Raw genomic sequence first — 14,835 nt, 5'->3', positions numbered from 1 at the left:
GTAAAAATGTTGTACTTGGACAAGTTATCACTATATTAATCGGTTTTAGCAATCGAATCCTTTTTATCATCAAAAACAATTTCTAATAACACTATCACTAAGGTTATAATAATTTCCGTTCTTATGGATAGAATAATACTTTCCATGAACTCATCCACAGTAAACAGGACCAACCAATTAGAGATTGCTACCAAACTAAATTTCATAGCAAGTATTTTAAATTTTCCTGTTATATTTCGAATTGACAATTTGAAAATAACTTTGAAAAACAAGTCTGAAATCATACCTAGTAAAAAGTAACTTATAACAAAGATGACTATTGACCAGATCGATTTGTATTGCACACCAAGCAGATCAAAAAGTCCAGCCATTCCAAAAAAATATAACCCTAATACAAAGACCAGCACCATGATAGCAAGGGAAGTTATTCCTGCAACTGTGGCCACCTTTTCTTTCAAATCACGAGAAGAATCGTCTTTATATTTTGACATATATCTGTTACTCCCTTTGTCATCATTCTGATACTACTTATAATTCACTCATTCTAAATATTTCACCTATATTATAACCGATCCAACCACCAATAAATGGAAAAAACTCCAAGGAAAGTTCAATGTGATAGAGTCAAAATCTATAACAAATAAGAACCATGTCATACCAATGGCTGACAGATTGATAAATATAGCTTGAACAAGGGTATTACGTCTCCAGCGTTTTTTTCCCAATCGATCTTTGTCATATTCCTTTAATCGTCTGCTTGTACTTGTTCCAATCGTATTTTCAGTAATCAAGATGTATAACGAGTTAGCGGCAAGTAGCCAGAAGATCACACAAAATACTCCGCAGAGGATAATTGCTGAATCATTTGCAATAAAATAACTGATCAGCAGGCTTATAAATACCATTACAAAATTATATTGAAATAATTTTTTCTTTTTCATTCGTTTAACTTCTTTTATATCCCATTGTTTTTCACTCATACTATCCTCCCTAGCTAAGAAAATTCAAGAAAAATTTTCCATTACCAGTTCTAGCCATGGACGAAAAGAAATTCTTTTAACAGTCATGTAAATGTTGGCTGGGAAAATTGCAATCATGAAAAGAGCTAGTAATTTGCTTGTGATGTGCTGGCCTTTTTTCACCCAAAGGGTAATAGAAAAAATCATTTCGAAAATTCCCGTGATTAACACAATCGCACGTCTAAACGGAAGTGCTTTTGGTACAATTCTTCGAAAGTCACGTTCACGAAGAAAATGTAAGACACCTGCTCCAAATAAAAGAATCGAATATAATATACGGAAAAAAATTTTCAACTCTATCGCTCCTTTGTTCATAAATACTTGCTTATATTTGTGATTTATATTAAAATCAGAATAAGAACATACATTCTGTTTTTATAACTCCATCTAAGTACAGACAGAGATATATTACTATTAAAGGTGGGGCAATGAATTTGTCCCTCTCCTCTCATCTTCCGCAATCTTCGTTCAATTTCTACATGTTGTTCGATCGTTTCTGTGCATGATCCCATAAAAAATATGTGTTACAGTATAATTTTAAAAGCAGTGGGAGTGACACACACAATTACATCGTGATAAAGTGACATAGGAGGGAGAGGTTAATATCCGCTTTTTTGTGAAATATGAAAAAAAACTTGTAAAATCCTTAATATACGGGCTTATAATTGGAATTTATTTCAGTATATTAACTATATCTGATTCAGAGCAAATAAGATCTAACGATGGTTGGTATACAGAAAGAAGCTTAAGTATTTTTGAATACATACAAAAATTGTTACAGACCTCTGTTATTATATCGATCGCATTGGTAATTATTGTTGCATTTTATTTATATTATAAGGATGACGGTAAAGATCAGTAATGCTGTCATTAATTAGGACTCAAAGAAAAAGCCCTCAATGCATGGGCTTTTTTTATTATATTAGCGCATAACACTACCTCCAGAAATTTTAACTGATTCACCGACGATGTTTGGTGTCGCATCTGTTAATAGAAATGCAATTGTATTTCCTACTTCTGTCGTGGTTGTTAAACGTCCCGATGGTAGTCCTTGCTTCACTTTTTCCAATTGATCTTCATAGCTGATGCCATTCTGTTCTGCTTTTCTTTCAATAGCTTGAGTTGCCATTTCAGAATCAACAAACCCTGGACATACTGCATTTACTCTTATATTGTGTTCAATAGCTTCAACCGCCAACGACTGGGTCCAGCCAACGAGTGCAAATTTACTTGATGCATACGCACTGTTTCCACGGGTTGCACGTAATCCGGATAAGGAAGCAACGTTGACGATATGGCCTTTCTTTTGTTTAATCATGTTTTGGTAAATCATTTTGGTTAAACTGAAGGTTGATAAGTAATTTACTTGCATGATTTTCTCTATTTCTTCTTCACTTAATTGGTCAACGGTTCCACCACCAGAAATTCCTGCTGCATTAACTAAACCTGTTATCACACCTAAGCGTTTTTCTGCTTTAGATACTAGCTTTTCTCGTTCTTGAGCTTTTGTTATATCAGCTGCGATCACGGCAATCGAATCTTCATTTGTTATTTCGAGTAATTCCTGTTTTAGATTTTCTAGTTTTATTTCGTTTCGGCCATTGATGGTGATTCTGGCACCCATACTTGCGATAACCTTTGCTGTATCAAATCCAATATCACCAGTTGCACCCGTGATAACGATATGTTCATACGCTAATGCATCTTTTGAAAATATACTCATTTTTACAGGCTCCTTTTCTCCTATCAGCTTTTCTGTTTAAATTCCCTCAGGCTTTTTCAAATAAACATAAAGTTTTATACGGTGGAATTTTAAGTTTGTTTTCGTGTGTAGTAGATCCAGCGGTTTTTACCTTGGGGATGATAATAACGTTGAAGGACACGGTAAATACGGTTAATAGTCACTGTATAACCGCACCAAATTTCCATTTGTTTTGTAGTAATCGCGCTTGTTGGAAATAATGTGGCGTATGCCTCAATAGTTCGGACGATCGCTTTTGTAGCATCTTCTTTTGTCTGACAATGATTACAGTACAGATATTGATTGGATATTTCTGTTTCAAGTGAACCACAATTTTCGCAAACGATACCTTTTTTCAATTCTACTAAAGTATATTCGGGTTTTTGATTCATCATGGAGTCACTTTGGTGTGCAGTTAACAATTGATTCGTTAGATTCTTTTCCGCTATTGCCGATGAGGCTCTCTCTCGTCTGCATCTTACTGACTTTTCGATGCGCTATTGCCGATGAGGCTCTCTCTCGTCTGCATCTTACTGGCTTTTTGATGCGCTATTGCCGATGAGGCTCTCTCTCGTCTGCACCTTACTGGCTTTTCGATGCGCTATTGCCGATGAGACTCTTTTTCGTCAATAATGCTTACTTTCCACCGAATAAGAGCTCGCGTAAACCCAAAAAAAAGACCAGAGTTTTATCTCTAGCCTTCTTATTTGCTACATACGAAAAAAATACGTTCACTTTTCTCCACATCATCTATTAATTCGGTTGAAAAATCGCCATAAACACAGATATCTCGGAATCCGGCTTTTTCTAGTAGTCGCTTATAGACGGCCACCTCAAAAGTTCGCTGACTATGTTGTTCATCGAATCTCTCATACTTTCCGGATTCTTCATCCTGGAGAAAAAAAGTTAGATCATGTTCAACACTTCCAGGTGCTTCTCCAGCTTCGCAAAACCAGACGTAAGAAATATCATCGTAAATTTCAGAGAACGTTTCACCGATCATATCCTCTTCAAAATGTTTAAGGCTATGAACATCGAAGATAAACTTTCCACCTTCTTTTAAGCTATTCCAGACATTTTGAAATACTTTTTCTACATCTTCTTCATTAGTAATGTAATTGATCACATCACACAGGCTAACAACTACGTCGAAATCAGTCAATCCTTCCAGTTCACGGATATCTTGCTGAATATATTGAACGCCTGATGTATGGGATTGAGCGAATGCCAGCATATCTTCTGAAAAGTCAACTCCTGTAACGTCAAAGCCAGCGCGAGAAAAACGCTCTGACAACCGACCTGTGCCACAGCCGAGGTCAAGCATTTTTCCATCTTTCACAAAATGCTCGACAAAGGCTTGCCACTCTTGATATGGGGCATCGTCCATAAGGAGATCATAGACGTAAGCTAGTTTCGAGTAAGCCATTTTTATAATTTCACTTCTAATTGCGGGGCGTCTCCCCACAGCTTTTCTAAATTATAATAATTACGTTCATCACGATGGAAGATATGGCAGACAACACCTCCAAGATCTACAAGTATCCATCTTGCTTGATCGAAGCCTTCCATACGTTTGACGTTAATTTCTTGCTGATCTGCTACATCTTTCACTTCACGTGCGATCGCTTGGACTTGACGTTCGTTAGTACCTTCACAGATTAAAAAATACTCTGCTATTAAAGATACCTCGTTCATATCCAATATAACAATGTCCTCTGCTCTTTTATCATCACACGCTTTTGCTACTAGATCTACTAATTGTTTACTTTCCATTCATGTTCCTCCCTAATTTTTCATTATATAACTGAAATGTATCTGGATAAATCGGTTGATTTCTACTCATTAAAAAAGTTATCGTATTGCGTGCAGCTAACCAGCACGCTTGATCGAGATCATGATACACGATCCCTCTAACTTCATCGACACCAGGAAAATCACGACCTGGTTCAATATAATCTGCAATGAAAATCACTTTGTCCATGACAGACATATGCCGTTTACCTGTAGTGTGCCAATGAATAGCACTTATTATTTGTGGATCGCTAACTCCCAATTCACGCTCAACCATTTTTGCTCCAACTGGTGCATGCCATAATTCTGGATGATGCTCCAGTAAATCATGGGGTAATTTTTCTTCGATAATCCAGCGCTTCATCTCTTTGGGATCACGATACTTGGCATAATCGTGGAGTATGGCTGCTAATTCGATCTTTTGCTCGTCTACTTTGTAATGCTTTGCCAAATCCAAAGCTGTCTCCATAACACGGACAGTGTGCTCATATCTTTTTTTAGTTAGTTGTTTTTCTACTATTTTCAGCGCTTTATCGGCTTCCACTTTCTTCACTCTCCCCTGACAAAAAGGAAACACTATTACATGTTATGAATATAACTTGTATTTATTAATAATATCGATCACGCTTGGTGGCGTCAAATATCGGATCGACTGTCCCTGACCCATTTTTTCACGGATCATCGTCGACGAAATATCGATTAATGGCATTTTCACTTCTTTTACTGAAAAAGGTGTATCCATTTTGTATCCTGGTCGATTTACTCCAACAAAAGTGAGCATTCCGATTAATTCATCGATTCGATGCCATTTTGGTAAATACTCAACCATATCACCACCAATAATGAAATAGAACTGATGAACTGGATAGGATTCTTTTAACCGTTTAATCGTGTTGAGCGTATATGATTTATCTTCACGTTCCACTTCAATCGTATCAACCTTAAAGGCAGGGTTATCAAAAATTGCTGCTGTCGTCATATCAACCCGGTCTTTGGCCGTTGTCTTCGCATCGTCTTTATGTGGTGGCTGATAAGACGGAATGAACCAAATTTCATCTAATTCCAATTGCTGATAGGCTTGTTCTGCCATCAATAAATGACCGTAATGTGGTGGGTCAAAGGTGCCGCCGAATAGTCCAATTCGCTTCATTGTCACACCTTCTCTATGGCAATGTGATTTGCTTATTTTCTTCAGATTCTTTATACAAGACGATCGTGTTACCAATAATTTGCACGATGTAAGCATCCGTTCCTTCTGCTAATGCTTCTGCAACATCGTCCTTTTCTTCCATACAATTTTGTAAAATGGAAACCTTGATCAGCTCGCGTTTTTCCAATGCTTCATTGATTTGTTTGATCATGTTGTCATTGACACCATCTTTACCGACTTGGAAGATCGGATTTAAATGATGGGCTTGGGCACGTAAGAAGCGCTTTTGCTTTCCTGTTAATTTCAAATTATTCACCTCTTAATTTATTTTCTAAGCGGTCGACTAAATGTGCGACATCTAAATTTTTGTTCGTCCATTTCTCAAAAGCTAATTGACCCTGATATAGTAACATCGCGTGTCCATGATGTATCTTGGCTCCACGCTGTTTCGCATCTTCTAGTAATGAAGTTGTGATCGGCTGATAGACAATATCACTCACAACTGTGTCATTGCGTAAATTATCCAACTGTATAATCTGATCCTCTACATTTGGTTTCATACCAACAGAAGTTGTTTGGACAATAAGATCATATTCGGAAAGCTGTGCCTCTGCCTCATGATAGCTTAATACAGAAGTTTTCACCTCACCTGTTCGTAAAGACAAAAAGGCTTCTGCTTTATCCTTAGAACGATTAGCAATGTCTACAGTTTTTACTTGTTGCTGAACGAGTGCACGGTAAATCCCGCGTGCTGCTCCACCAGCCCCCAATAATAACACAGATGTTTGATTTTTTAAAAGGTTTGGAAATGGCTCTACAATCGATCGAACATATCCTTCACCGTCTGTACTATACCCTTTCCATTTTCCACCTTCATTTACAACCGTATTAACGGCACCAAGAATTCTAGCATCCTCATTCATTTCATCCAGATAATCGACAATCACCTGTTTATACGGAACGGTCACATTAAAGCCATCAACTGCTTTTTCTTTTAAATGTTTTAGAACATTTGGGAGTGCTTGATGGTCTCCCTCATATAATTTATATTCCCCATCTAATCGAGCCAAATCCAAAAATTGATCATGAATCCATGGTGAAAGTGAATGTCCGATTGGATGGCCAATCAATCCAAGTTTATACGCCATTTTCTTTCCCCTTCCCCTAAATTAATGCAGGTCGTAATGATATGTTGACACCTTTTGGTACATGAATCGAAATGGTTACACCACCATCTGGAACGGTAATCCAGCCAAGTCCAGGTATCACGATATCTGTTTTTTTTAGAGGTATTTTTATAGTCTGTTTTGTTAGCTCCGGCAATTGTTCCAAGGTTTCTGGACTAGGTGGTTGTAGTAGTTCACCAACATGTTTTTGATAAAATTCATCTGCTTGTTCTAACTTTGTACGATGGATCATTAGCTGATTGGAAAAATAACAAACAAACGATTGTTTCATCCCTTTTTCAAAATCAAATCGGCCAAAACCTCCGAAAAATAAGGTCTGTTGGTCTTGTAACTGATAGACTTTTGGTTTAATTTCTTTCTTTGGTGTAATAACTTTTAAATCTTTATCTGTTACATAATGAACAAGTTGTCTGCGATTCACGACGCCAGGTGTATCGTACATGTAAGATTTTCTATCCAAAGGAATTTGGATAAAGCCTAATGTAGTACCAGGAAAATAGGACGTAGTTATCGCATCTTTAACGCCACTTGAACGACGAATTAATTGATTGATAAACGTAGATTTACCAACGTTTGTACAACCGACAATATAGACATCTTTGTCGTTTCGGCGTGCCTCTATTTCTTTCTCGACTTGATCGAAACCTTGAGCTTTCTCAGCAGAAACCAAAAATACATCTTGTACCGTTAAACCAAAATCACTCGCTGTTTTTTTCATCCAATGAATTAATTTGTTTCGATTTGTCGATTTTGGTAAAAGATCGACTTTATTTCCTATTAAGATGATCGGATTGTTACCTGTTAATCGTTGTAATCCGGTAATAAAGCTTCCGTTAAAATCAAATATATCGACTACTTTAACTACTAAGCTATCGGTATTACTAACTTGGTTGATCATTCGTAGGTAGTCATCATCCGTATATTCAACATCTTGTACTTCATTATAATGCTTTAAACGGAAACACCTTTGACATATAATATGCTCATTATTAAGTGCGCTCTTTGGCACATAACCTGATTTCGTTTTATCTTCTGTTTGTATCTCTGCACCGCAACCTTCGCAATGTAATGCTTCTTCCATTATTTTTCCTCCCATGTGATCATGCCTTTTTTTCGCATCCAATTTAAAATTCTTCGTTCAATCATTCGGTTAAATTGTGTTATTTTACCATCAGTCTTCACAATTGGAACGACTAATATTGTATGAAACCCGGCAAAATTACCACCGAGAACGTCAGTCATCAGTTGATCACCTATTACTACAATCTCTTCTTTTCTAAAGCCCATCTGTTTTGCTGTTTGATTAAAGGCTCGAATTAGTGGTTTTTTAGCACTATATACGTATGGTGTATCTAACGGTTCAGAGAATACACGAACACGTTCTTTTTCATTATTCGAAATAATCGTAACTTTTATATCATTTTCATTCATTTCCTTAAACCATTCAATTACTTCAGGGGTTGCATCCATTACATTCCAAGCAACTAAGGTATTATCTAAATCAGTAATTACACCTTTTATTCCCATTTCACGTAACTTAGCCGGAGTTATATCTAATACACGGGGTACATGTTCATTTGGTAAAAATTTTTTCAGCAATGCGTTTACACCTCAACTATCTTCCGATTAATATACATATCTTTCCCTATCATAAACAATTTTTTAAGTTTGTTCAAAGGAATTTACCAGAAAACGAAATTATACCACATAATATTACAAATCGCCCTAAATTTACAGGTATTATGAATTATATTCCGATAATCGTACGACATTTTACAACAAAAAAATCCTTGTGGATAACTTTATGCACACTATCCACACTTGTACTATCAAGTTTAGGGCGGTTTTTCAATCAATTATACACAAGTTATGAACAGGCGGGTGTAGATAAGTTTGCAGTTGTCCGTTTTTTCATTTCATGCTACATTAACTATAACATGTAGCTAACATCCTATCTATTGGAGGGACAAGCATTGGAAAACCTATCGGATGAATTGCTAATTGAATCCTATAAAAAAGCCACGGAACTTCAGCTTAGCTATGAATTTATACAATTAATGGAGGAAGAGATGAAACGACGCTCATTAGTGAAACATCTCGACTATACCAACTAAATAATTTGGATTCCCACTTAGTCGGTTATGCACCCGTCTAAGTGTTTTTTTATGTAATTAAACGGGATAGTTGCAAATAAATATCAGCTTCTTTTTTTCAGTACATGAAAATTTTTTTTGCTTGCATAATATAAATAGGTAGTTTCTCGTCTAAATCCTTCTAAGTATCGTAACGACAAGAACTCTCCCTTGTATTCTGTTCTATTTTTAGATTAAAATATAAAAGGATGATGTTAAAATTTTAATTATTAAATGAAAGCAAAACGTTACATGAAGTTAGCGTTCGTAAATCCCCACTTAGCTTATTAGCTAAACTTGATTCTTGATAAGGGATAGTACGGGCGATTTCAACTTGATAAAGTGTATAAATTTACATAAGGGGGATCACCATTAGATGTTATTTGCTGTATTTCTGCCAGTATTGCTGGCCATTTTTATCCCGTTTTTTAGCAAATGGAAAGAGAAAATACATACCGGTTATTTCGTTTTACTAGCACCGTTAGCCGTATTTATTTATTTTATTCCGAATCTTGGAAATAATTTTACACCGATTAGTCAATCGTACAGTTGGATACCATCGTTAAATATCGGATTGGATTTTTATTTAGATGGTTTAAGCTTATTATTTGTTTTATTGATTAGTGGTATTGGGTCATTAGTTACACTTTATTCAATTTTCTATCTTCATACTTCAGAAAGATTAGATCAGTTTTACGTTTATTTGCTGTTATTTATGACTGCCATGTTTGGGGTCGTCCTTTCAGATAACGTATTTGTACTCTATGGATTCTGGGAATTAACTTCTATTTCATCATTCCTATTAATCGGTTATTGGAATTATAAAGAACGTTCCAGATACGGCGCGTTAAAATCAATGCTGATAACGGTTTTCGGTGGATTAAGTATGTTTGGTGGTTTTATTTTACTTTCTATTATTACCGAAACGACTAGTATTCAAGCAATGATTGCTCAAGCTGATGTTATACTTTCTAGTGACTATTTTGGTTTAATCTTAGCTTTGATTTTACTTGGTGCCTTTACAAAATCTGCACAGTTTCCATTTCATATCTGGTTACCGGATGCAATGGAAGCTCCAACTCCCGTTAGTGCCTACTTGCACTCCGCAACGATGGTTAAAGCAGGGATATTCCTTGTTGCCAGATTCACACCTATTTTTTCTGGAAATGAATGGTTCTTCGTTTTCGTTAGTGGAATTGGTATTTTAACACTTGTTTGGGGCTCTTATATGGCTGTCAGACAAACAGACTTAAAAGGTATTCTCGCCTTTTCTACCATCAGTCAATTAGGAATGATTATGGCGATGCTTGGTTTTGGTACCAAAGCGGCGATTTTTGCTGCTGTATTCCACATTTTAAATCATGCGACATTTAAAGGTAGTCTGTTTATGATTGCAGGGATTGTCGATCATGAGACAGGTACAAGAGATATTCGCAGACTTGGTGGATTAGTAACATTAATGCCAATTTCAGCTACTCTCGCTTTTTTCGGTACCTTTTCGATGGCAAGTGTACCTTTTCCATTCTTAAATGGGTTCTATAGTAAGGAAATGTTTTTTACGACGTCATTAGAATTACATGATCATTCGATGTGGATTTCACAAGTATTAAGTCAAGCTATTCCCTATTTAGCGGTCTTTGGCAGTATTTTCACTTTTGTTTATTCGATGTATCTCGTATTCGGTACATTTATGGGTGAAAAGAAACTCGACCAATTACCGGTTAAGCCACATGAAGCTCCAATTGGAATGCTCATTTCACCAATTATTTTAATTGTTGGAGTTGTCGTAATTGGCTTGTTCCCTAATTTAGTGAATGGCAGCTTTATTGCCCATACAGCGGAAGCTATTTATGGCTCACCAGTTGAAAAAGATATTTACTATTGGCATGGTTTTGAAACGCCTTTTATAATGTCGTTAATTGTAGTTGGTGTCGGAATCTTTCTTGCTTTCTTTAGAAAAAATTGGTCAAGTATCTATAGCTTCTTCCCTGGTAAATTAAGCTTTAATAAAGTGTATGACTTTTTACTTGATCAATCGGAAAAAACTTCAGCAAAAATTACAAACTCCTATATGAATGGATCGATTCGTCGTTATATGGCATTAATTTTGATCGCTATTCTTGTTTGTACGTTTACCGTCTTAGCTATCACCGATGGATTTGCCTGGGATACAAGCAATCTTGCTAAAATTACTGTTCATGAGGTACTTATCGCAATCGTAATGGCAGTTGCTGCTGTTAGCACGATCTTTATTCGCAATAAAGTTGGTGCGATCTTGATATTAGGTGTTGTCGGGTACGGACTCGCACTATTATTTGTTGTCTACCGTGCTCCTGACTTAGCATTAACACAGCTAGTAGTAGAAACCATTACTGTTGCGCTTTTCTTATTATGTTTTTACCATTTACCAAATTTACGAGAACGCACGGAATCCGGCTCTCAAAAAGCTGTCAATTTAGTCATATCTATTGCATTTGGTGCCTTAATGACAGTGGTTGCGATATCCGCACACAGCACGAAGTTGTTTGATAAAATCTCTGACTATTTCCTAAAAACATCCTACAAATTAGGTGGCGGCGATAATGTTGTCAACGTTATTTTAGTAGATATGCGTGGAATTGATACCCTATTTGAAATTGTCGTTTTAGGTATTGCAGCACTTGCCATTTATGGTCTGATCAAGCTGCGTAACAAGAAGGAGGCAGAATAGATGGAAATCATAATGTCGATTCTTGCAGGTGTCTTGTTTACAACAGGGGTCTATAATCTGTTACAGAAACAAATGCTTCGTATTATTATTGGTACAGCACTTATCTCACATGGTGCACACCTATTTATTTTAACAATGGGTGAATTAAAGAGAGGTGCTCCTCCGATACTTGAGGATGGAATCGAGAATTACGCAGATCCATTACCACAAGCATTAATTTTAACTTCTATAGTCATCAGTTTTGGTGTGACTAGTTTATTATTAGTGCTTGCATACCGAGCATCAAAAGAGAACGGAACAGATAATATGGATAAATTAAGGGGTAGCGAAAATGATTAGTAACTTAGCAGTATTACCAATAGTCATACCTTTGATCGCTGGTGTGCTTGCGGCATTGTTCCATAAAAAGTTAAAAGTAGTGCGTATTTATTCGCAAGTACTGACATTGATCAACACGGCAGTCGTGACATATATATTATTCTATGTACATCAAAATGGCTCGGTTGTATTAGAATCAGGAGATTGGATGGCACCGTTTGGGATCGTTCTAGTAGCAGATATGCTATCCGTCGCACTTGTTTTAACCACTAATATTGTGGCGATCGCTTGTGTGTTTTATGCACCGAAATCCTTAGACGAAAAACAAGAGGAATTTTATTTTTACACGTTTTACTTTTTATTAATTACAGGTGTATCAGGTGCTTTTATTACTGGAGACTTGTTCAACCTATTTGTTTTCTTTGAAGTATTATTAATGGCATCGTACGGATTAATTGTCTTAGGCGGAGGAAAAGTACAATTAAGAGAATCGATCAAGTATGTGTTAATTAACTTATTCTCCTCTATGTTATTTGTAACAACAATTGCTTTCCTCTATTCAGTAGTAGGGACGGTTAATATGGCTCAAATTGCTGAACGTGTAGGCGAAGTTGAACAAACTGGTATTCTTACAACAATTGCGATTATGTTGTTTTTTGTATTTGGTACAAAAGCAGCTTTATTCCCGCTGTATTACTGGTTACCTAGACCGTATATCGCACCAAACCCGGTGATTTCCGCATTATTTGGTGCATTATTAACGAAGGTTGGGGTCTATTCTCTCATCCGTGTTTTCTCTTTAATTTTTGTACATGAACGAGATGTTACGCATGAATTCTTTGTTTGGATTGCAGCCTTAACCTTAATCTTTGGTGCAATCGGCGCATTGTCAACGAATAACATTAAATTAGTGGTAGCCTACAACATTATACCAGCAGTAGGATTTATGCTTCTTGGAATTGGCGTTTATAACAGTACAGGTTTTACAGGCGCGATTTATTACTTAATTAATGACATGATTATTAAAGCAGCCTTATTTTTACTAGTTGGCGCGATCGCCTATCTCGCAGGTACAAGTGACCTTAGAAAAATGCGTGGATTAATTCATCATTATCCTCTACTCGGTTGGCTATTTTTCATTTCTGCTTTCGTATTAGCGGGGATTCCACCGTTTAGTGGATTTATCGGTAAACTGATCTTATTGCAAGGTGCTATGGAAGCAAATCACATAGTAGTCGCGATTATTGGTTTAGCGTCTAGTCTACTCATTCTGTTGTCTGTTATACGCATCTTTATAAGAGGGTTTTGGGGAGAGAAAGACGAATCGATCATTCCTGATAAAAAAGCAGCAAGAGGATTTGCTTTACCGGTTGCCTTTTTACTATTCTTCTCGGTTTTACTTGGGGTTGGAGCTGAATGGTTCTATCCAAGTATTGAAGGTATTGGTGAATATTTAATGAATCCACAAAACTATATTGAATCTGTATTAAAGGAGTAAATCATTATGGCTCTGCAAATAATTTTAAATTTAGTTATTGCGATTATGTGGATGTTTTTAGCTGAGACCTATTCAGTAGTGTCCTTTCTTAAAGGTTTTATTATTGGGGCATTGTTGTTATTTATGTTAAGAAGATTCATTCCAGATGCGTTTTATCTCACTCGTGTCTGGAAAATGATCAAATTAGTTCTACTTTTTATAAAAGAATTATTAATCTCAAATATTGATATTGTAAAATGGGTCTACAAACCGCATAAAGATTATAAACCAGGTATTTTCGCTTTACCTACTGAGCTAAAAAGCAACTGGGAGATTACAATGTTAACATCGTTGATATCTTTAACACCTGGTACACTATCTGTTTCCGTATCTAATACTAACGATACAATTTATATTCATGCAATGGATATTGATACAACGGAAGAAGCTATTGAAGCAATCAAAACTACATTTGAAGATGCGATCATGGAGGTGACAAGATGAATGAAATAATTGAAACTGTTACTGCTATTTGTATGGTTGTCATCACTATTTCGATTGCTTTACTTTTATATCGGGTCGTCAAAGGACCAACAAACCCAGACCGGGCGGTTGCATTAGACGCTATTGGTATTAATTTAATGGGAATGGCCGGATTAGTTGCGATTATGATTGCCACCACCAGATTAAATGATGTCATCTTGTTGATTGGTATTTTATTATTTATAGGTACGATTGCCTTAGCAAAATATTTAGAAAAGGGTGTTATCATTGACAGAGACGATTGAATTCATCTTAGACATATTCGTCATAGTTTTCTTAATAACTGGTACATTTTTTGTTCTTTCTGCATCAATTGGCGTCATTCGTTTTCCAGATGTATACACCCGTTTGCATGCCTCAACAAAAGCAGCAACTTTGGGTATTGCAGGAATTATGATTGGTGCGTTTATCTTTTTATATGCGGAGCACGGCATTGTTAGTGGCAAACTTATCCTGGGGATCATTTTTGTACTATTAACTGCTCCTGTTTCTGCTCATATGATTGGTCGCGCTGCCCATTCATCTGGCGTTAAACCATGGTCACACGACGGAAAAACAAGAGACGCCTATGCCGACTCATTAGCTGAAAAGAAACAACAGTAATCTTAAGCCTTGTATCCTTTGGGATATTAGGCTTTTTTGATGAATAAAAGAAAGATTATGCGACACTATTGTAGTGGTAATTATGAGATATTATATGTGCTTTGCAATCGCTCCGTCTTGTCCGCTTCCCTTTCCGCGGGTTTTTCTCCTCAGCTAACTTTTTA

At 36.4% G+C, this 14,835-nt stretch carries 20 protein-coding genes; 7 read left to right on the top strand and 13 right to left on the bottom strand.

Annotated features, from left to right (window positions below; translation table 11 throughout):
- Positions 1–35: 35 nt before the first annotated feature.
- From BUC25_RS09405 to BUC25_RS09340, 13 genes are all read right to left on the bottom strand, one after another.
- On the bottom strand, positions 36–491 hold the full coding sequence (locus BUC25_RS09405; protein WP_073201613.1) for a YrvL family regulatory protein: 456 nt from the start codon (positions 489–491) through the stop codon (positions 36–38).
- Between the two features lie 66 nt (positions 492–557).
- On the bottom strand, positions 558–980 hold the full coding sequence (locus BUC25_RS09400; RefSeq protein ID WP_073201612.1) for a hypothetical protein: 423 nt from the start codon (positions 978–980) through the stop codon (positions 558–560).
- A 24-nt stretch (positions 981–1,004) separates the two neighbouring features.
- Positions 1,005–1,313: a DoxX family protein gene (locus BUC25_RS09395; protein ID WP_211619567.1), complete on the bottom strand. Its 309-nt coding sequence runs from the start codon at positions 1,311–1,313 to the stop codon at positions 1,005–1,007.
- 628 nt (positions 1,314–1,941) lie between these two features.
- Complete coding sequence (locus BUC25_RS09385; RefSeq protein ID WP_073201610.1) at positions 1,942–2,742, bottom strand: SDR family NAD(P)-dependent oxidoreductase; 801 nt, start codon at positions 2,740–2,742, stop codon at positions 1,942–1,944.
- A gap of 89 nt (positions 2,743–2,831) precedes the next feature.
- Positions 2,832–3,152: a hypothetical protein gene (locus tag BUC25_RS09380; RefSeq protein ID WP_073201609.1), complete on the bottom strand. Its 321-nt coding sequence runs from the start codon at positions 3,150–3,152 to the stop codon at positions 2,832–2,834.
- A 311-nt stretch (positions 3,153–3,463) separates the two neighbouring features.
- Positions 3,464–4,186: a class I SAM-dependent DNA methyltransferase gene (locus BUC25_RS09375; protein WP_073201608.1), complete on the bottom strand. Its 723-nt coding sequence runs from the start codon at positions 4,184–4,186 to the stop codon at positions 3,464–3,466.
- 2 nt (positions 4,187–4,188) lie between these two features.
- Positions 4,189–4,533, bottom strand: a complete 345-nt coding sequence (gene rsfS / locus BUC25_RS09370; RefSeq protein WP_073201607.1) for a ribosome silencing factor — start codon at positions 4,531–4,533, stop codon at positions 4,189–4,191.
- Positions 4,523–5,095, bottom strand: coding sequence for a bis(5'-nucleosyl)-tetraphosphatase (symmetrical) YqeK (yqeK, locus tag BUC25_RS09365; RefSeq protein ID WP_073201606.1), 573 nt, complete (start codon positions 5,093–5,095; stop codon positions 4,523–4,525). Before yqeK ends, rsfS begins: the two co-directional genes overlap by 11 nt.
- 42 nt (positions 5,096–5,137) lie before the next feature.
- The gene (locus BUC25_RS09360; protein WP_073201605.1) at positions 5,138–5,701 is read right to left on the bottom strand and encodes a nicotinate-nucleotide adenylyltransferase; all 564 of its coding nucleotides are present in this window, start codon (positions 5,699–5,701) and stop codon (positions 5,138–5,140) included.
- 13 nt (positions 5,702–5,714) lie between these two features.
- Positions 5,715–6,008 (bottom strand): ribosome assembly RNA-binding protein YhbY, encoded by a 294-nt coding sequence (gene yhbY / locus BUC25_RS09355; RefSeq protein WP_073201604.1) that lies wholly within the window; start codon positions 6,006–6,008, stop codon positions 5,715–5,717.
- A gap of 1 nt (position 6,009) precedes the next feature.
- Positions 6,010–6,849 (bottom strand): shikimate dehydrogenase, encoded by an 840-nt coding sequence (gene aroE, locus BUC25_RS09350; RefSeq protein WP_073201603.1) that lies wholly within the window; start codon positions 6,847–6,849, stop codon positions 6,010–6,012.
- Positions 6,850–6,865: 16 nt separating this feature from the next.
- On the bottom strand, positions 6,866–7,969 hold the full coding sequence (gene yqeH / locus BUC25_RS09345) for a ribosome biogenesis GTPase YqeH (RefSeq protein WP_073201602.1): 1,104 nt from the start codon (positions 7,967–7,969) through the stop codon (positions 6,866–6,868).
- A complete protein-coding gene (locus tag BUC25_RS09340) occupies positions 7,969–8,487 on the bottom strand; it encodes a YqeG family HAD IIIA-type phosphatase (RefSeq protein WP_073201601.1) in 519 nt (172 codons plus the stop codon). The genes yqeH and BUC25_RS09340 overlap by 1 nt, the downstream gene beginning before the upstream one ends.
- Before the next feature lie 374 nt (positions 8,488–8,861).
- On the opposite strand from BUC25_RS09340, the gene sda reads away from it, so the two are divergent.
- The 7 genes from sda to mnhG all read left to right on the top strand — a co-directional run bounded on the left by sda (position 8,862) and on the right by mnhG (position 14,671).
- A complete protein-coding gene (sda, locus tag BUC25_RS09330) occupies positions 8,862–9,002 on the top strand; it encodes a sporulation histidine kinase inhibitor Sda (protein WP_073201599.1) in 141 nt (46 codons plus the stop codon).
- A 394-nt stretch (positions 9,003–9,396) separates the two neighbouring features.
- Positions 9,397–11,730 (top strand): Na+/H+ antiporter subunit A, encoded by a 2,334-nt coding sequence (locus tag BUC25_RS09325; RefSeq protein ID WP_073201598.1) that lies wholly within the window; start codon positions 9,397–9,399, stop codon positions 11,728–11,730.
- Positions 11,731–12,069: a Na(+)/H(+) antiporter subunit C gene (locus tag BUC25_RS09320; RefSeq protein WP_073201597.1), complete on the top strand. Its 339-nt coding sequence runs from the start codon at positions 11,731–11,733 to the stop codon at positions 12,067–12,069.
- The gene (locus tag BUC25_RS09315; protein ID WP_073201768.1) at positions 12,065–13,546 is read left to right on the top strand and encodes a Na+/H+ antiporter subunit D; all 1,482 of its coding nucleotides are present in this window, start codon (positions 12,065–12,067) and stop codon (positions 13,544–13,546) included. The genes BUC25_RS09320 and BUC25_RS09315 overlap by 5 nt, the downstream gene beginning before the upstream one ends.
- 6 nt (positions 13,547–13,552) lie before the next feature.
- Positions 13,553–14,029, top strand: a complete 477-nt coding sequence (locus BUC25_RS09310) for a Na+/H+ antiporter subunit E (protein WP_073201596.1) — start codon at positions 13,553–13,555, stop codon at positions 14,027–14,029.
- Positions 14,026–14,313 carry a Na(+)/H(+) antiporter subunit F1 gene (locus BUC25_RS09305; protein ID WP_073201595.1) on the top strand — a complete coding sequence of 96 codons (288 nt, stop codon included), beginning with the start codon at positions 14,026–14,028 and terminating at the stop codon, positions 14,311–14,313. The genes BUC25_RS09310 and BUC25_RS09305 overlap by 4 nt, the downstream gene beginning before the upstream one ends.
- A complete protein-coding gene (gene mnhG / locus BUC25_RS09300) occupies positions 14,297–14,671 on the top strand; it encodes a monovalent cation/H(+) antiporter subunit G (RefSeq protein ID WP_244535164.1) in 375 nt (124 codons plus the stop codon). Before BUC25_RS09305 ends, mnhG begins: the two co-directional genes overlap by 17 nt.
- Positions 14,672–14,835: the final 164 nt, after the last annotated feature.

The sequence above is a fragment of the Gracilibacillus kekensis genome (genome assembly GCF_900143085.1).
GTDB classification, from domain to species: Bacteria; Bacillota; Bacilli; order Bacillales; family Amphibacillaceae; genus Gracilibacillus; species Gracilibacillus kekensis.
The sequence above is the reverse complement of the archived record's forward strand: the minus strand, read 5'-3'. Positions and strand labels throughout refer to the sequence as shown.

Excerpts from the sequence above, each read along its gene's own strand:
- BUC25_RS09405 (WP_073201613.1), bottom strand. The coding sequence starts at position 491 with ATGTCAAAATATAAAGACGATTCTTCTCGTGATTTGAAAGAAAAGGTG.
- BUC25_RS09400 (WP_073201612.1), bottom strand. The coding sequence starts at position 980 with ATGAGTGAAAAACAATGGGATATAAAAGAAGTTAAACGAATGAAAAAG.
- BUC25_RS09385 (WP_073201610.1), bottom strand. The coding sequence starts at position 2,742 with ATGAGTATATTTTCAAAAGATGCATTAGCGTATGAACATATCGTTATC.
- BUC25_RS09380 (WP_073201609.1), bottom strand. The coding sequence starts at position 3,152 with ATGAATCAAAAACCCGAATATACTTTAGTAGAATTGAAAAAAGGTATC.
- BUC25_RS09375 (WP_073201608.1), bottom strand. The coding sequence starts at position 4,186 with ATGGCTTACTCGAAACTAGCTTACGTCTATGATCTCCTTATGGACGAT.
- rsfS (WP_073201607.1), bottom strand. The coding sequence starts at position 4,533 with ATGGAAAGTAAACAATTAGTAGATCTAGTAGCAAAAGCGTGTGATGAT.
- BUC25_RS09360 (WP_073201605.1), bottom strand. The coding sequence starts at position 5,701 with ATGAAGCGAATTGGACTATTCGGCGGCACCTTTGACCCACCACATTAC.
- aroE (WP_073201603.1), bottom strand. The coding sequence starts at position 6,849 with ATGGCGTATAAACTTGGATTGATTGGCCATCCAATCGGACATTCACTT.
- yqeH (WP_073201602.1), bottom strand. The coding sequence starts at position 7,969 with ATGGAAGAAGCATTACATTGCGAAGGTTGCGGTGCAGAGATACAAACA.
- BUC25_RS09325 (WP_073201598.1), top strand. The coding sequence starts at position 9,397 with ATGTTATTTGCTGTATTTCTGCCAGTATTGCTGGCCATTTTTATCCCG.
- BUC25_RS09320 (WP_073201597.1), top strand. The coding sequence starts at position 11,731 with ATGGAAATCATAATGTCGATTCTTGCAGGTGTCTTGTTTACAACAGGG.
- BUC25_RS09310 (WP_073201596.1), top strand. The coding sequence starts at position 13,553 with ATGGCTCTGCAAATAATTTTAAATTTAGTTATTGCGATTATGTGGATG.
- BUC25_RS09305 (WP_073201595.1), top strand. The coding sequence starts at position 14,026 with ATGAATGAAATAATTGAAACTGTTACTGCTATTTGTATGGTTGTCATC.